Annotated in this window: 19 protein-coding genes; 13 read left to right on the forward strand and 6 right to left on the reverse strand. The window is 62.1% G+C overall.

Translation table 11 applies throughout. The features are described 5' to 3' along the window. Positions 1-55: 55 nt before the first annotated feature. Positions 56-2,839 carry a winged helix-turn-helix domain-containing protein gene (locus HX783_RS29560; protein ID WP_371317722.1) on the reverse strand — a complete coding sequence of 928 codons (2,784 nt, stop codon included), beginning with the start codon at positions 2,837-2,839 and terminating at the stop codon, positions 56-58. 12 nt (positions 2,840-2,851) lie between these two features. Between HX783_RS29560 and HX783_RS29565 the strand changes: the two genes are divergently transcribed. The 9 genes from HX783_RS29565 to HX783_RS29605 all read left to right on the forward strand — a co-directional run bounded on the left by HX783_RS29565 (position 2,852) and on the right by HX783_RS29605 (position 9,571). Beyond that, a complete protein-coding gene (locus tag HX783_RS29565) occupies positions 2,852-3,070 on the forward strand; it encodes a hypothetical protein (RefSeq protein ID WP_159957578.1) in 219 nt (72 codons plus the stop codon). Between the two features lie 379 nt (positions 3,071-3,449). After that, positions 3,450-3,722, forward strand: coding sequence for a DUF2282 domain-containing protein (locus tag HX783_RS29570; protein ID WP_106579920.1), 273 nt, complete (start codon positions 3,450-3,452; stop codon positions 3,720-3,722). Beyond that, the gene (locus HX783_RS29575; protein WP_159957574.1) at positions 3,719-4,132 is read left to right on the forward strand and encodes a DoxX family protein; all 414 of its coding nucleotides are present in this window, start codon (positions 3,719-3,721) and stop codon (positions 4,130-4,132) included. Before HX783_RS29570 ends, HX783_RS29575 begins: the two co-directional genes overlap by 4 nt. Positions 4,133-4,144: 12 nt before the next feature. Beyond that, positions 4,145-4,906 (forward strand): alpha/beta fold hydrolase, encoded by a 762-nt coding sequence (locus HX783_RS29580; RefSeq protein WP_177019220.1) that lies wholly within the window; start codon positions 4,145-4,147, stop codon positions 4,904-4,906. Positions 4,907-4,931: 25 nt separating this feature from the next. Next, complete coding sequence (locus HX783_RS29585; RefSeq protein WP_017137586.1) at positions 4,932-5,204, forward strand: hypothetical protein; 273 nt, start codon at positions 4,932-4,934, stop codon at positions 5,202-5,204. Positions 5,205-5,294: 90 nt separating this feature from the next. Next, positions 5,295-6,119, forward strand: coding sequence for a DUF692 domain-containing protein (locus HX783_RS29590; protein WP_177019221.1), 825 nt, complete (start codon positions 5,295-5,297; stop codon positions 6,117-6,119). Further along, positions 6,116-6,868, forward strand: coding sequence for a DNA-binding domain-containing protein (locus HX783_RS29595; RefSeq protein ID WP_177019222.1), 753 nt, complete (start codon positions 6,116-6,118; stop codon positions 6,866-6,868). Before HX783_RS29590 ends, HX783_RS29595 begins: the two co-directional genes overlap by 4 nt. A gap of 140 nt (positions 6,869-7,008) precedes the next feature. After that, positions 7,009-8,373 (forward strand): MFS transporter, encoded by a 1,365-nt coding sequence (locus HX783_RS29600; protein WP_177019223.1) that lies wholly within the window; start codon positions 7,009-7,011, stop codon positions 8,371-8,373. A 70-nt stretch (positions 8,374-8,443) separates the two neighbouring features. Further along, positions 8,444-9,571: an MFS transporter gene (locus HX783_RS29605; protein ID WP_177019224.1), complete on the forward strand. Its 1,128-nt coding sequence runs from the start codon at positions 8,444-8,446 to the stop codon at positions 9,569-9,571. 5 nt (positions 9,572-9,576) lie between these two features. Here HX783_RS29605 and HX783_RS29610 read toward each other — a convergent pair whose 3' ends face one another. Next, positions 9,577-10,098 (reverse strand): DUF3087 domain-containing protein, encoded by a 522-nt coding sequence (locus tag HX783_RS29610; protein WP_177019225.1) that lies wholly within the window; start codon positions 10,096-10,098, stop codon positions 9,577-9,579. Between the two features lie 127 nt (positions 10,099-10,225). Between HX783_RS29610 and HX783_RS29615 the strand changes: the two genes are divergently transcribed. Together HX783_RS29615 and HX783_RS29620 are read left to right on the forward strand one after the other, a co-directional pair. Further along, positions 10,226-10,402, forward strand: a complete 177-nt coding sequence (locus tag HX783_RS29615; protein WP_174245638.1) for a hypothetical protein — start codon at positions 10,226-10,228, stop codon at positions 10,400-10,402. A 14-nt stretch (positions 10,403-10,416) separates the two neighbouring features. After that, a complete protein-coding gene (locus HX783_RS29620) occupies positions 10,417-10,617 on the forward strand; it encodes a DUF6021 family protein (protein ID WP_159957558.1) in 201 nt (66 codons plus the stop codon). Positions 10,618-10,663: 46 nt separating this feature from the next. Here the strand turns inward: HX783_RS29620 and HX783_RS29625 are convergent, their stop codons facing one another. Continuing rightward, positions 10,664-10,900, reverse strand: a complete 237-nt coding sequence (locus HX783_RS29625; RefSeq protein ID WP_159957556.1) for a DUF6555 family protein — start codon at positions 10,898-10,900, stop codon at positions 10,664-10,666. Between the two features lie 120 nt (positions 10,901-11,020). Here HX783_RS29625 and HX783_RS29630 point away from each other — a divergent pair, with 120 nt between their 5' ends. Both HX783_RS29630 and HX783_RS29635 read left to right on the forward strand, forming a co-directional pair. Next, positions 11,021-11,854, forward strand: coding sequence for an arylamine N-acetyltransferase (locus tag HX783_RS29630; protein ID WP_177019226.1), 834 nt, complete (start codon positions 11,021-11,023; stop codon positions 11,852-11,854). A 124-nt stretch (positions 11,855-11,978) separates the two neighbouring features. Then, positions 11,979-12,731 carry an outer membrane beta-barrel protein gene (locus tag HX783_RS29635; protein ID WP_159957552.1) on the forward strand — a complete coding sequence of 251 codons (753 nt, stop codon included), beginning with the start codon at positions 11,979-11,981 and terminating at the stop codon, positions 12,729-12,731. Positions 12,732-13,630: 899 nt separating this feature from the next. Here the strand turns inward: HX783_RS29635 and HX783_RS29640 are convergent. From HX783_RS29640 to HX783_RS29650, 3 genes are all read right to left on the reverse strand, one after another. After that, entirely contained in the window at positions 13,631-13,945 is a 315-nt protein-coding gene (locus tag HX783_RS29640; RefSeq protein ID WP_177019227.1) for a DNA-binding transcriptional regulator, read from the reverse strand. After that, positions 13,935-14,285, reverse strand: coding sequence for a toxin (locus tag HX783_RS29645; protein WP_159957548.1), 351 nt, complete (start codon positions 14,283-14,285; stop codon positions 13,935-13,937). The genes HX783_RS29640 and HX783_RS29645 overlap by 11 nt, the downstream gene beginning before the upstream one ends. Before the next feature lie 234 nt (positions 14,286-14,519). Next, complete coding sequence (locus tag HX783_RS29650; RefSeq protein ID WP_177019228.1) at positions 14,520-16,115, reverse strand: gamma-glutamyltransferase family protein; 1,596 nt, start codon at positions 16,113-16,115, stop codon at positions 14,520-14,522. Positions 16,116-16,395 lie beyond the last annotated feature (280 nt).

The following is a 16,395-nucleotide window of genomic DNA, read 5'->3' on the forward strand; positions in this document are numbered from 1 at the left end:
GCCGTAAGGGCGGAACCAATAGCCGCCGTTACCCAAATAACGGATATGTACTCAATCAACGATGCTGAAACCGAGGCAACGAAGCAATCCGCAATTTAGGCTCCTGCAACCGCGCCAAATCCGTCGCAATCTGCGCCCGCCAAAAATGCGCCCCCGCCAATTGCGCATCCACCCAAGCCTGACGCAGCAGCACCTTGGCCTTGTCCACCGACCCATAATGCCCCTGGCGCAATATCATCTGCGCCTTGATCCGCAACATCTGCGGCACAAACCAACGCTCATGGCGGCCAATCGCCAAATGCAGCGTGTCCTCCAACACTTCCAGCGCAAGTTTCTCCAGACCCAGGCGCGCCAAACCCAAAGCATATTCACACCGCAACAAACTGTAGAGCTGGCTGTCACCCTGGCCCTGCAAATGGTGCAGGGCCTCACCAAGCTGCGGCACGCCTTCTTCCGGCGAACCCTGGCGAATCAGCAGGATGCTCTCAAAACACAGACGAAACTGCCGCCAGATATGCAAATCCTGACGCGTGGTGCTGTCTTGCAGCAGGCCCAGGTAATAACGCATTTTCGGCAAGTTAGAGGCCAACAGCGCCAAAGGAATCGCCCCCAGGCACAAGGTGTACCAGAGCGTCGCCGGGTGATCGAGTGAGATGGCTTCGTCGACGCAGGTGCTGATCAAGCGCAGCGCCGCGTCGACATCACCCTCCAGCAATAACACCTTGGCCTTCAGGCAACGGGCGGCGATGCGTTGGTCGAAATGCACGTCGATGATGTGCGAACGCGGTGCCGACGGCGCGCCGAGGGCCTCGTCGATATTCTGCCGCGCGCCCGCCAGGTCGCCCATATGAAACAGCGCCACCGCGCGCATGCGTTTACCCAGCAGTTGCTGGTTGCCGCTGCTGTTCAGGGCGATATAACGCTCGGCCAGTTCCAGCGCTTCAGTGTATTGGTTGCAGCCGCAACGGTCCGTCCACAGGCCCCACAAGGCGCGCATTTTGTGTTCGGCATCGCCCAGGTCGCGGGCGTCTTCGCGCACTTGGCGCCAGGCTTCGCGCATCGGTCCGCCGGTGCCGTAGGTGAGCATCAACACACTGGCCAGCGCGGTTTGCAGGAGCATGCGTTGGCGCACCGGCAGCGGCGCGATGGCGTTGCTGGCCAGGCCTTTTTCGACCCAGGTACGGCACTCGCTGACCAGCGACAGGCGCAGCCACAGCGGCACGCCGCCCAGGGTCAGCTCGATGCCCAGAGGCAGCTCGCCGTTGGCCGAATACGCCCAGTCCAAGGCCGAGCGAATGGTGCTGATTTCGGGCCCGTACAGCGCGATCCAGGTTTCCGGCGACAGGCCATCCAGGTTTTCGCCAGCCTCCTGCAACACGCCAAGGGCGTAACGGGCATGGCGTTGGGCGGTGGCGTTGGTTTCGCCATGCTCAGTGAGTTTTTCCTGGGCATAGGCGCGGGTGGTTTCCAGCAGGCGGTAGCGCTTGAGCAACTGCGACTCACCGGCGATCAGCAGTGACTTGTCCATCAGGCTTTCGAGCAAAGGCAGCGCGTTGCGTGGGTCGAGGCTGCTGCGGGTGGTCATCGCCTTGACTGCATCAAGGGTGAACGATCCGGTGAATACCGCCAGTTGGCGCAACATCGCCTGTTCGTCACCGCTGAGCATCGAATAGGTCCAGTCCAGGGTCGCGCTCAACGAGCGGTGGCGGGCGAGGGCGGTGCGCCGGCCGGTCATTTGCAGGCGAAAGCTGCCGTCGAGCAGGCCGACCAGGTCCTGGATGCCAAAGGTGCGGACCCGCGCGGCGGCGATTTCGATGGCCAGCGCGTTGCTGTCGAGTTTGCGGCAGATTGCGCAGGCTGCTGCCACATCGGCGTCGTTGAACACAAAGTCGGGGTCGAGGGCGCGCACGCGTTCGACAAACAGGCGTACGCCGGACCAGTTCAGGGCTTCGGCGGCGTTGAGGTGCGGCCCATCGTCGGGCACTTGCAGCGGCGCCAGGTCGTGCACGCGTTCGCCCTCGGCGCGCAGCGGTTCACGGCTGGTGGTCAGTACGTAGCAGTGAGGCGCACTGCGCAGCAGGGTTTCGACGGCGTCGGCGGTGGCCGGCAACACGTGTTCGCAGTTGTCCAGCACCAGCAGCAGGCGTCGCTCGGCGAGGGTGGCGGCGATGCTGTGCAGCGGATCGTCGCTGACGGTCTGGATGCCCAGGGCGCTGGCGAGCATGCCGGTCACCCATTGCCCGCTGGTGGCGGGTGCGAGGTCGACGAAGCAAGTGTCCAGTTGGAGTTCGTTTGCCAGCTTGTGCGCCACGCCCATGGCCACCGTGGTCTTGCCGATGCCGCCGGGGCCGGTGAGGGTCAAGAAACGTTGGCTCAGCACTTGTTCGGCCAGGCTTTCGATTACCGCATCGCGGCCGATCACCTCAAAGGACGGCGGCGCGGCGCAGGGTTCCTGGCTGCGCGGGGCGGGCACCGGCAAGCTGTCTTCGCCGGCCGCCTGCACGGTCACCGGCGCGACGAAGCGGTAGCCACGGCCCGGTACGGTAACGATGTAACTGAAGTTGCCGTCGTCGCCCAAGGCGCGGCGCAGGGCGACGATCTGCGCGCGCAGGTTGCATTCCTCCACGACCACCTTGGGCCAGGCGAAGGAGATCAGTTCGGCTTTCTCCAGCAATTCGCCGGCGCGGGTGGCCAGGGCGATCAACAGGTACAGGGCGCGGCTCCCCAGGGTGACGGGCTCGCCGTTACGCAGCAACACGTGCTGGCGTGCCAGTAACAGGAAGGGGCCAAAGCCCAACACGTTATCGCCGGTAGTCGGGGCTTGGTGGTCTGCGTCCATACAGGACACTGCGTGATTCTTGCTCGAGCTCATCAATTCGTCCTTTTTATAGTCAGGCTTGTTATTGGCGATCAGGCCATTCGCCCTTTTTGGGGTGCAGATGTGCAGCAGCAGTCTTGGAAAGTTGATGTCGATCAAAAAGTCGGAAAAGTCGCCCTCCTTTGGGGCGTTGTCGTTTTTATTGGCGTGTCACGGATCATGTTTCAGTGGATGAGACTGTCTCAAAGCTGAAACATTTTATTACTAGAAATAGTGATAAAGCAGAATGTATGCCAGTTGGCATGTAACAAAGATGACAACAACCTTATGAAATTTATGGTGATTTTTGCGGTCGTTGGCGGCGCCTGAGAGGCGCCGTTCGGAAAGGCGAATATTTCTAATTGTGTCGTTCGGGATGCCGAATAAATTGCCGGAAATTTGGCAGCGTTTTATTGACTGTGTATCGCACTGTATCCCCGCACCACCTTGATACACCGGCATGACGTTCTGCCGTGTTTGCGACACAGAGCGGATACACGCCTGGCTTTAACTCTGTTCACCAGCCGGCGCAGGCGGTCACTCACCGCCACTTGCGCCCTGGCCACACTCAGTCAAGCCAGGAGATACACCGATGAAGCGTCCCTACGCTGCCCTCGCGGCAACCCTCGCCCTGTCCCTCAGCGCCTTCGCGGCGGTGGCCCACGCCGATGAGCCCAAACCCCAGGAAAAATGCTTCGGCGTGTCCCTCGCCGGCGCCAATGATTGCGCTGCCGGCAAGGGCACTTCGTGCGCCGGCACCGCCACCGCCGACTACCAGGGCAATGCCTGGGTTCTGGTGGACAAAGGCACCTGCACCCAGATCAAAACCCCCAAAGGCTACGGCAGCCTGACGGAACAACCGTGATCCAGCGCCTGCTGCCCCAGGCCCTGCTGTTGCTGGTGGCGCGGGTCGCGATTGCGGCGGTGTTCTTCCTGTCGGGGCGCACCAAGGTCACGGGGTTTCTTGAGCTTAAACCGTCGACCTACGCGCTGTTCCGCTCGGAATACGCCTTGCCGCTGATCCCGCCGGACTGGGCCGCGCACCTGGCGACCTACGCCGAACACCTGTTCCCGCTGCTGCTGGTGCTGGGCCTGCTGACCCGCCCGGCCGCCGCCGCGCTGCTGGGCATGACCCTGGTGATCGAGGTGTTCGTGTACCCCGACGCCTGGCCGGTGCACCTGACCTGGGCGGGGCTGTTGCTGCCGCTGCTGGCCGCTGGCGGTGGGGCCTGGTCGTTGGACCGCCTGCTGTTCGGTAAACCTTTACAACCCTGATGGAGATTCCCGATGCGCATGCTTTCTTCCCTGGCCGTTGCGATGGCCATGACTGTTCCACTGTTGGCCCAGGCGGCCGACACCGCGCAGCCCGGCACCGGTAAAAGCGTGGTGATCGTGCCCGGTTCGTTTGTCGACGGTTCAGGCTGGCGTGTGGTGCACGACATCCTGATTCACAAGGGCTACAAGGTCACCGTGGTGCACCAGGGCCACGAAAACCTGGCCGCCGACGTGGCCGAGGCGCGCGAAGTGCTGGAGCAACAAGTCGGCCCGGTGGTGCTGGTGGGCCACAGTTCCGGTGGCGCGGTGATCTCGATTGCCGGCGACCGCGACAAGGTCAAGTCGATGGTCTACGTCTCGGCGCTGCAGCCGGAAGTGGGCGAGAACATGGCCCAACTGATCGGCTCGATGCCGGCGCCCAGCGATGACATCAAACAGAGCCGCGACGGCCACCTGTTCTTTGATCGCAGCAAGTACAACGCAGATTTTGCCGCCGACCTGACCACCAACCGCACCGATTTCATGGCCGCCTCCCAGGTGCCTGCCACCACCGCGCTGTTCGGCGGCACCGTGTGGGCTGCGGCCTGGCACAAGAAGCCGACCTACGCGGTGGTCTCCACCGAAGACCGTGCACTGAGCCCCGCGCTGCAACGCTGGATGTACCAGCGTGCCGGTTCCAAGGTCACTGAAATCAAGGGCAGCCACTCGGTGTACATCTCACAGCCTGAGGCTGTGGCGAAGGTCATCGAAGACGCTGCTTCCGTCATCAAATAACTCCCCCCGAAAAAAGGAAAACACCATGAACACTGCACTCAAATCCCGCCTGAGCCTCGCCGCTGCTGCTGCCCTGATCGCCATGGCCTCGGCTTCATTCGCCAGTGCCGCCAGCGCCGCCGACCAGCAGGAAAAACCCGGCCGTTGCTACGGCGTCAACAGCTGCAAGGGCGAAAGCCTGTGCGCCACCGCCAAGCATGACTGCAAGGGCCTCAACAGTTGCAAGGGCGAAGGCGTGATCGTCAAGACGCCGTCCGAATGCCTCAAGGCTGGCGGCACGCTGACTGAGCCGAAGTAACTCACCCACCCTTGTGAGGTGCGGGTTTGTTGTGGCGAGGGAGCTTGCTCGCCACAACAAGCTCGCTCCTGCAGTTGATGGAGACAGGCTATGCCAACACCCAACCCACATTTTTCCGGCTACGGCCTGGGCCTGCGCAAGGAACACTACTGCGACTTCCTGGAGACCTCGGTGCCGGTGGATTTTGTCGAAGTGATCTCCGAGAATTTTATGGTCGAAGGCGGCCAGCCTCGGCACATCCTGCGCCAGATTCGCCAGCGCCACCCGGTGGCGCTGCATGGCGTGTCGATGTCGATCGGCAGCGCTGAAGGGCTGGACCCGCACTATCTGCGCCGGCTCAAGTCGCTGGTGGATGAGATCGAGCCGCTGTTTGTGTCCGACCACTTGAGCTGGTCGCGCAGTGGCGGCTTCAATTCCCATGATTTATTGCCCGTGCCCTATACCGAGGAGGCGCTGGACCGGGTGTGCGCCAATATTCACCAGGCCCAGGAAGTGCTGGGTCGCACGCTGTTGGTTGAGAACCCTTCCAGCTATGTGGCCTTCGACGGTGCATCCATGCGCGAGTGGGAATTTATCGCCGCCATGGCCCGGCGCACCGGCTGCGAGCTGTTGCTGGACGTCAATAATGTGTTTGTCAGTGCCCGCAATCATGGCTTCGATGCGCTGGCGCTTCTTGATGGCATTCCCGCCGAGCGTGTGCGTCAGGTGCACTTGGCCGGCCATAGCCAGGGCCGTGATTTGCTCATCGACAGCCATGACAGTCCGGTGTGTGCCGGGGTGTGGGAACTGTATGCCAAGGCCATTACGGTTCTCGGGCCAGTGGCGGTGATGATTGAACGCGACGATGAGATTCCGCCGCTGGCCGAGTTGCTTCAGGAGCTGTCGATGGCCCGCGAATTGGGGGCGCAGCGATGAACCTGAGTGAGTGGCAGCAGGCCTTTCGCACCTGGCTGGTGAGTGCGTCGGACGACGCCGCGCAGGTGCTGGGCAATCACCGCGCGGGCCTGGCGGTGTACCAGAATAACTACCGCGCGCAGTTGGTCGGGTGCCTTGAGCAAGCGTTTCCGAACCTGCGTCGTTGGCTCGGCGACGAGGTGTTTCTGGCGGCCAGCATTAGCCATATCGACCAGCATCCGCCGCATGCCTGGACGCTGGATGCTTATCCTGAAGGTTTCTACGCGACGTTGAAGACGCTATTCCCACATAACCCCGACGTGCATGAGTTGGCCTGGATCGAGTCGGCCTTGAATGAAGCCTTTGTCGCCGCCGATGCGTCGCCTGTGCCGCTGCTCTCTTTGGCTGAGTTGGACTGGGATACCGCCATTTTGCGGCTGACGCCGTCGCTGCGCTGCCATGCCCTGACTACCAATGCCGAGAGCATCTGGTCGGCGCTGTGGCAGGAGACGCCCGCGCCCGAGGCGACGATGCTCGAAGAGGCGGGCGGCCTGCTGGTATGGCGACGCCAATTCACCTCGCGTTTGCGTCAGGTGCAGGCGCTGGAGTTGCACGCCTTGCAGCACTTGCAGGTCGACGGCAGTTTCGCCGGGCTGTGTGAGTTTCTGGTGGCGCGATTGGGGGAAGACGCGGGTGTGGCCCAGGCCGGTGAATACCTGGCGGGGTGGTTGGGCAGTGAGTTGATTGTGGGTGTTGGGGCGAGTGAGTAACGGGTCCCTTTGTGGCAAGCCCGCTCGCCACAACAAATCGACGGTTTAAATGAAAATTCTGACAGCCAGGCAATTGGCCACTGAAAAAATCCGCATCTGCCCTTACTCTAGAAGCCTTTGCTACCAGCGCTGGATTGTCCATGTCTTCTGTTGCCGATGGGTTGCCCTCCAATAAACGCCTGCCGGCGGTGATCGCCCTTTCTTTAGGGATCGGCATGGCAACCCTGGACACGGCCATCGTCAACACGGCGCTGCCGACCCTGGCTGAAGGCATCGGCACTGACTCCGCCTCGGTAATCTGGGTGGTCAACGCCTACCAGCTGGCGATTATCGCCACGGTGCTGCCATTTGCTTCGTTGAGTGATGTGTGGGGGCATCGCCGGGTGTACCTCGGTGGCTTGCTGCTGTTTATTCTCTCGTCGCTGTTTTGCGGGTTGGCCGGGTCGTTGCTGACGTTGACCGCCGCGCGGGTGGCGCAAGGGCTGGGTGCGGCGGCGGTGATGAGTGTTAACACGGCGCTGCTGCGACATATCTACCCGTCAAAAATGTTGGGGCGTGGGCTGGGCTATAACTCACTGGTGGTGGGGCTGGCCTTCACGCTGGGGCCGACTGCGGCGTCGGCGATTTTGTCGGTAGCCACCTGGCATTGGCTTTACCTGATCAACGTGCCGCTGGGGTTGCTGGCCCTGGGGTTGGGCGTGCGTTCATTGCCGACGCTGCCCATGACCGGCCACGCTTTCGACCGTCTCGCCGCTGCACTGTGTGCCGGCTTGTTCGCCTTGCTGGTGCTCGGCCTGGGCACGGCGGTGCACGGTGCCCAGGGCGCACTGACACTGGGCCTGATCGCCGTGGCGTTGGTGTGCGGCGCGTTGCTGCTGCGCCGCCAGGCCGGTCACCCGGCGCCGATGCTGGCCCTGGACTTGTTCAAGCGGCCGGTGTTTGCGCTGTCTTCCCTCACCGCGATCTGCGCGTTCAGTGCTCAGGGCCTGGCGTTTGTGTCGTTGCCGTTTCTGTTGCAGTCGGCGCTCGGGCATAGCCAGGTGGAAACCGGTTTTCTGATGACGCCGTGGCCGGCCGTAGTCGCTGTGATGGCTTTGGTGGCGGGGCGTCTGGCGGATCGCGTGTCGCTGGGCGTGCTGTGCGGTATCGGCCTGTTGATGCTCAGCGCCGGCATGGCCGTGCTGGCGACCTTGGGCAGCGGCGCGTCGGCCTTTGATATCGGCTGGCGCATGGCCTTGTGCGGCGCCGGCTTTGGCTTTTTCCAATCGCCCAACCTCAAGGCAATCATGACCAGCGCGCCGTTGGCCCGCAGCGGCGGGGCGAGTGGCATCGTCGCGATTTCGCGGTTGCTGGGGCAAACACTGGGGGCGTCATTGGTGGCGTTCTGTTTCCATCTGTCGCTGGGCAGTGGCCCGCAATACGCGCTGTGGTTGGGTTGCGTGTTCGCGTTAGTGGGCAGTGTGGCCAGCGGCTTGCGCTTGTTGCCCTATGAGAAAAAAGCCTGATCGGGCGTTGTAAAACCCGGCATGAGAAGGCTAACGTGGCGGCCTGAGTATTTCGGGATGTTTCAGATTTATGTCCAGCCTGGCCCAACGTACTGCTGATACAACTTCCCGACGCGCCGCGCTGACCCTCGCGTTATGCCTGCCCAGTGACGTGCTGCTCTACCTGCTGCTGCCGATGGAATCCCAGGCGTTTGGCATCACGCTGGCCCAGGCCGGGGTGCTGCTGGCGGCTAACCGGCTGGTGCGGATTTTTGGCTACCGGCATGTGCTGAATTTCTACGCACGCAACGGTGATCGGCTGACCTGCATGATCGCCGCCGGGGCCGCCACGGTGTGCGCCCTGGGCAACTCGATGCTCTCGGGTTTCGCCGCATTGCTCGGGCTGCGGTTGATCTGGGGCTTGTGCTTTGCCGCGCTGAACCTGTCGACCCAAGTGTTGGCGACCTCCGAACCCGCTGGCGCCGCGCGCAGGGCAGGGCGCTCAAGGGCGATGATCGCCCTCGGGCCAATGCTGGCGTTGCCACTGGGTGGCTGGTTGACCTTATGGGCCGGGCCGCGCCCGATCTTTATGATCCTCGCCGGCTGCTGCCTGGCGGGCGTGTGGGCGGCGCGCGGTTTGCCCACCGCCGGGCATGACCTGCACAGCACCGGGCGACGTTTCAAGTGGCCCGACAGCGTAGCGACCTGGTCGTTTATCGAAGGCGTGGCGCTGGACGGGCTGTTTATTTTTGGCCTGTCGATCCAGGCACAGAAGATTCTCGGCGGCGATGCGGTACTGATCGCCGGTGGCCTGATGGCCCTGCGATACGCCTCGGAAATGCTCCTGAGCCCATTGGGTGGCCGCGCGGCACAACGCTTTGGCGCCACCTCGATGCTATTGCTGTTTTCGTTCTTGAGTGCCCTGGCCTTGAGCGCGTTCGGCAGCTACTGGGTGATCGTCGGCGCAGCCGCGGTGCTGGTGCTGCGCGCGCTGCAACTGCCGCTGGTGACCACCTTGGTGGCCGAGCGCAACCCCGGCGCGATGCGCGTTTCCGCGCTGGCCTCCAACGCGGTGTGGCGTGACGTCGGCGCTGGCCTCGGGCCGTTGCTGGCGGGCTTGTTGCTGCCGGTGGCCTCGGCGCCGTGGGTGTTTGGCGTGGCGGGCGCGGCCATTGCGGTGAGCGCGGTGTTCTGCTGGCGAGCCAAGGTTGCCCGCTGACGAGGTCAGGCTTTTTTTACATGTTCAAGCCAGGCGGGGTCGAGGCGGGTTTGCTCGGTGTCGATCCCCAGCGCCTGCATCTTCTCTTTATGCGCCTCGATCTCGCCGACCAATTGCGCCTGGGCGCTGGAATTGGCGTCCAGCTCATGCATCTGCGTAAGGCCCAAATGGTAGAAGCGCAGCAGCTTGATCGCCGTCGGGTCGTTGGCCTGCACGCGTTCGGTGACGGTGTGCATCACGTTGGTCACGCTCATCAGGCTGCGCTTGAGCTGCCAGCCATACACCGCCGGCGCGAACCACGGCTGGGTCCAAAAGGGCCCGCGCACCAGGGCGACGGTAATCAAGACACCGGCAAACACGCCGCCGACATTGAAGCGAAAGTTGTCCCCGCCGGGTTCGCCGAACAGCATCACTGCCAGGCTCGACAGCAGCATTGCCAGGGCCACGAACAGCACGGCGATAATCAGGGTGCTGCGGCGCGTCTGTTGGCGGAAGGTCACGGGGTCGCAGGGTTTGAGCTCGAACATCCGGGTCAGGTCTCAAGAAGGGCGGGGTGGCATCTTCGCATGCTTTGCGCAATCAAGTTGAACGATGGCTTGCGGCGCTTTCTCTAAACCTGTGTAGGCCAGCCAATCCCCCGTGAGGTGAACCATCATGCCCGAATACAAGCAACCGCCGCCGGGTACGCCCGACCCTGACCGCACACCCGGAGAAGAGGAGCGCGACAACGATGCGTTACGCCCCAACGACCCGGCGGAGCGTCAGGATGATGAGGTGGAGCAGGTTGAGGAAGACCTGGAAACCCTGCACGACAAAGCCCGCCCGCTGTAACTGAGGAGAGCACTGTGAGTAATCCACCGAAAGGCCCGCGTTCAGGCGAACATGCCAGCGGCAAGGATGAACTGGGCTTCGACCCGGATTCCCCCGATGTAGCCGACCCGCAAGTCGACCCCATCGGCCCGGCTATCGCGCCGCTGGATCAGAAAGATAAAGATGAAGCCAAAAAAAAGCCGCCCTACGATCCGTTGGGCGACTTGAAGAAGTAACGCAAACCCCGCCACTGTGCGGGGTTTGTGCTTAGTTAGGGGCTGCTTATTTGGGCGCGATCCAGGTGACGTCGGTAATGCCGAACTTCTCCGCCCAAGGCCGGGTGGTTTTCTTCACCTGTTCGTGACCCACACGCCCAATGCGGCTGACGTGAGCGATGTCGGCATCGACCGCCGCCCAATGCCAGGCTTCGGCGTTGTTCATCACTTCGGCGCGCACCACAAAGGACTTCGGTTGACCGTGCAGCTGATAGTTGATGGTGTAGATTTTTGCGGTACTCATGTTGCCTCCCTGTCTTGTTATAGATGGATAGGCGAGCGTTGAAAAAGGTTCAGTCAAAATGACAAGTCGCCTGCTTGCGCTGCATAGTGAGGCCTTCGTCACGCGCCCAAGGATCGCGCCATGCCCCGTTTGACTCATCGCCAGCTCTACTTGCAACGCCTGGGCTACGACTCGCCGCCACCGCCCACCTTGCAAACCTTGCAGGAACTGCAACTGCGCCATGTGTGCACGTTTGCCTTTGAGAGCCTGTCGACGTTGCTGCGCACACCGGTGCCGATCGACCTGCCCAGCATCGAGCAAAAGGTGCTGCTCGATGGGCGTGGCGGGTATTGCTTCGAACTGAACCACCTGTTTCTGGCCTTGCTGCAGGATTTGGGTTTCGACGCGCGTGGCCTTACCGGCTGGGTGGTGATGGGCGGACCGCCGGACGCGCGCACCGGGCGTACCCATCGCCTGAGCCTGGTTACGCTGGAGGGCGTGCGCTACGTCACCGACGTCGGCTTTGGCGGCATGGTGCCGAGCAGCCCGTTGCAGCTGGACACCGATCCGACCCAGGCCACCGCCCATGAGCCCTATCGGCTGACGTTCAATGACGGCGCCTACACGCTGTGGGCACAAGTCGGTGAGGAATGGCGGGGCTTGTATGTGTTCGACCTGCAGACACAGGCGGATATCGACTATGAAATCGGCAACTGGTACGTGTCGACGCACCCGGCTTCGGTGTTTGTCGGTCAGTTGAAGGTGGCGCTGTTGGCCGTGGGTAAACGCCATACGTTGAATAACGCCAACTACGCCGTCCATTACCTGGACCGGCCCAGTGAAAAGCGCGCCATCGAGAGTGCCGATGAGCTACTGACGTTATTGCAGGGGACCTTCGGCATTCGCTTGCCGGCACATCCGCAATTACGCGAGATAGTTGATGGCTTAATAATGGCGAATTCCAGAGAAGGTTGAGATAGAGCCTGCGCTGAACCGTTTTTCCTCCAAATCGACGCAAATTAATTCGAACTTTCCGCAAAAGCAGAGGTTCGAAGCGGTTCCTGAATAATTTGCTCACCAGACAAGGAGATGTAAAACGATGTCCAAGCTATTCGGAAAATTCCTCAAAGGTTCCTCGCTGCTGGCGCTGGTCGCTGCGCCTGCCGTGGTGTTCGCCGCACCGTCCACCGGGCCGATTTCCGTACTCGGCCTGCAGGGCAGCTACAACGACTTCAAACTTGAAGGCGGTAGCGAAAGCGACAAGGACCACATGCCCGAAGCGGGCCTGTTCTATAACTTCGGCAACAAGCTCACGGCTGAATCCGGCTTTATCTACCAGGCCGGTATCGAAGCCAAGTACGGCGAAAAGAGCAGTAACAAACTCAAGGAAGGCCAGGCTGATCTGGACCTCGGCTGGCGCGCCGCGCTGGACGCGCGCAACTTTGTCGACGTGATTGTGGGCGGCGGCTACAGCTGGACCCGCTACGAGCCGGACACCAACGACTACGACGTCAAGCTCACCAACAAGTCGCCGTTCGCCAAGGCTGCCCTGGGTTACAACCACCAGTTCGATGACATGACCCTGCGCGTCGAAGCCGGTGCCCGTCGCACCATCGACGGCCGCGCCAAGCTCAAGGTGGACGACGTTGGCAGCGACACCGTGGACCTCAAGGACCGCACCAACCCGTACGCGGAAGTCAGCCTGCTGATGAACCAGAAAGGCGACCTGCCAGTGATGGCGGGCCTGTACTACACCCGTACCGAATACAAGCTCGACGAAGACTCTGAAGTGGCCGACAACACCAAGCTCAAGCGTGACGAGTACGGCTTCAAGGTCGGTATCGCGTTCTAAGCGCAACCCGGGATGCGGGGTGGCCAACGCCCCGCATTCGACTGTCCGATCAAGCCCCCTTTGTGTCCCCCAAAACCCTCAACGCCGCGCCATCGCTGCCTTAGTGTGGAAACCGCTTCCACATCATAAGAAAAGAGGGTGGCCATGCGCCGCATCGCATTATTGTTGGCTGTGCTGGGCCTGCTGACGGCCTGTGACAACCCACCAAAACCTCCCTCCGAACGCGCTGCTGCGATCACCGCCATGCCCGCTGACCCGGCACTGGCCCAGCTGGCCCGCGCGCCACGCCTGATTCCGTGGCGCAACTGGTCGGGGGCGCAGACGTGTTTGCCGCTGGCGCGCCTGGCACCCAAGGCCTGGATGAAGCGTGGGCTTCACCCCGTATTCGGGCTGCGTCAGCGAGCGAGGGGGTTTCGCTGGAAGCGTTTGATGACGGCGTGTTGGCGATGCCGCGACCGGGTTGTTGGGCACTGGCAAGCTATTCAAACGTGGCGGTTACGCCGCCACGCTGGTTTGATTTGCCAGACGCGGAGCGAATCGGCGAGGGCATGCCGCAACTGGGTGCTCAGATTGAGCCACCGTCACGGCATTCATTGTTTTGGACCGAAGGCTCGCCGCGTGTAGCACCGTCAGTCTGGGTGGGCGAGGGGTTACCCGACAGTGAGACCTTTGCCGATATGCTTGGCGGACCTGACGTGCCGTAATTCTGTGGCGAGCGTCTTGTTGTGGCGAGCGGGCTTGCCCCGCGTTGGGCTGCGCAGCAGCCCCAATAAAAACGCCGCATTCTTTCAGAAAGAACGCGGCGTGTGGTTTTAGGGCCGCTGCGCGCCCCAACGCGGGGCAAGCCCGCTCGCCACAACAAGCCCGCATGGCGAGCGGGCTCGCCACAGTTGGGTCCATCAACCTAATGCAGCGAGTTGCGCCACGGTTTCCGGAAACCGCGCCACCAGGCGAATCAAGGTGGTGGCCTGGGCGTTCGGCTTGGCGCGACCTTGCTCCCAATTTTCCAGGGTGCGCAGGTTGGTGCGCAGGTACATGGCGAACACCGATCGGGACAGGTTGAGCTGTTGGCGCACGGCCACCACCTCTTCGGCGGTCAGCGGGGCCAGGTTGTTGAGCTGGACCTTGTGGGTGCGCAGGGTGACTTTGCCTTGGCGCTCGTCGGCCAGGGCGTCGAAGCCTTCGACCAGTTCGGAAAAGATTTCACGTTTCATGTTGTGTTCTCGCTTTGATTTCCCTGTCCAGCAGGTGTTTCAGGGCTTTTTTGTGATGGGGGGCCAGGTCGTCCTGTTCGTGTTTGCCGTACAGGGTGAACAGCCAGAATTGCGTACCGCCCGACCACCAGTAATAAATGACCCGCAGGCCACCGCGTTTGCCTTTGTTGCGTCGCTCATCAACGAAGCGAACCTTGCGTAGCCCACCGGTCCCTTCGATGACATCGCCCGCTTCCGGGTTTCTCATCAGCTCCTGCTGAAAACCTTGGAAAAGAGCGTCACTCAGATAATCCTTGCGATGCCGTTCGAAGGCCGGCAGTTCGATAAATAGAGCATCCATGTTCTGTACGTAGCTTGCGTATAGTTTGCTGGCCCACGCGCACTGGGTCAAGTGACCTGGCTGTGGGAACTTTCCTAAAACGCAGACACCATACGGCGGCCCTCAGCGGGTAGATGCCGGACGCGGCGACAGAGGGAAGAGGAATTTTCCGTGATTGAAAGAGGATAAAAGCACTGCAAGCGCGCTGAGCCCTGTCGGTCGACAGGGCTCAGGCGGGGGGAAGGGCGAAGGGCTCTAGTAGGCGGCTATCAAACCGTCTTTGCGCGGGTCAGTTCCGCCCACATAGCCATGCTGGGTGCGCTGGATGATCTGCGCGCCACCAAACGCAAACACGCCGCTTTGGTCTTCAACCTTGATGGTGTGGCCTTTGTCGCGCAGTGCCTGCGCCACCTGTTGATCGAATGCGCGCTCCACGCACACCTCAAGGCCCGCCTCGACCCGCCAGCGGGGCGCATTGGCGGCGGCTTGCGGGTTCTGTTTGTAACGCAGGATGCGCATCATCATCTGCAGGTGCCCTTGTGCCTGCATCGGCCCGCCCATTAAGCCGAATGCCATCAATGGCGTACCGTCGGCATTCATGACGAAGCCTGGGATGATGGTATGAAACGGCCGCTTGCGCGGCGCGACGGTATTCACATGGTCAGGGTCAAGCGTGAACGCCGCCCCACGGTTTTGCAGGCTGATACCGGTGCCCGGCACCACCACGCCTGAGCCGAACCCCATGTAGTTGGACTGGATGAACGACACCATCATGCCGCTTTCGTCCGCCGTCGACAGGCACACCGTACCGCCTGCCTTGGGTGAACCGTGGCCGGGGTTGGCCGCCTGCTCATTGACCCGCGCGGCACGTTCGCGCAAATAGGCCGGGTCGAGTAAACGCTCGGGGTCGAGGCGCATATGGTTGCTGTCGGTGACGTGATGCTGCAGATCGGCCAGCGCCAGTTTCATCGCCTCCAGCACCGGGTGCAGGGTTTCGACGCTGTCGACCGGATGTTCGCCAACGCCGAGCGCTTCCAGCATGCTCAGCCCCGCCAGTGTGGCGATGCCTTGGCCGTTGGGCGGCAACTCGTGAACCACCGCGCCGGCGTAGGGCACCGACATCGTCTGCGTCCACTCGACGCTGTGATGGGCCAGGTCATCGAGGGTCATGACACTGCCGTTGGCCTGCGCATGGGCAATGATGGCCTGCGCCAGCTCGCCACGGTAGAAGGCTTCGCCCTGGGTGTCGGCGATGCTCTTCAGGGTTTTTGCGTGGTCTTTGAGCCACACTTTCTCACCCGCCACAGGGGCTTTGCCACCGGGTAAAAAACACTCCGCAAAGCCCGGTTGGTCCTTCAGTTTGTCGGCGCCCAGGCGCCACAATTCACTGATGATAGGCGTGACCTGATAACCGTCTTGCGCATAGGCAATCGCCGGTTCTGCCAGTGTGGCAAAGGGCAATTTACCGTAGCGTTCGGACAGCGCCACCCAGGCCGACACCGCTCCCGGCACGGTCACTGAGCCCCAGCCGCGCTGCGGCATTTCGGCTTGCCCGGCGAAATGCTCGGGCGTCCAGCCTTCAGGCGAGTGGCCGGAGGCGTTCAGGCCTTGCAGTTTTTTTCCGTCCCAGACGATGGCAAACGCGTCACTGCCAATGCCGCAGCCCGTGGGTTCGACCACGGTCAGCACCATGGCCGCGGCGATGGCGGCGTCGACCGCGTTGCCGCCTTTGCGCAGTATTTCCAGGCCAGCCTGAGCGGCCAGGGGCTGGGAGCAGGCGACCATGTTGCTGCCCATGACGGGCGAGCGCGCGGACGGATAGGGTTGGCTGTAATCCAGATCTTCAAACATGAGTGGCTCTCTTTCGGCAGTCGTCAATTTTTGGGGGCCAGGGCGTCACGCAGACCGTCTCCCAACGTGCGCCTCTTTTGCGTGCGCTTGGGGGTGGGTGTAAATCGGCTTAAATGTGGGAGCTGGCTTGCTCGCGAAAGCTCTGTGTCAGTCGCCGGAGGTCTTGGGTCTGAGTACATATCCATTGCTGCGGTAACGGCTGAATAGGGTTCCGCTCTTACAGCGGGTCACTTTTTGAGGGACCGGAATGCCGGCCCAGCAAAAAGTAACCAAAAAGTCC

The sequence above is a fragment of the Pseudomonas sp. D2002 genome (assembly GCF_013385735.1).
Taxonomy (GTDB): Bacteria; Pseudomonadota; Gammaproteobacteria; order Pseudomonadales; family Pseudomonadaceae; genus Aquipseudomonas.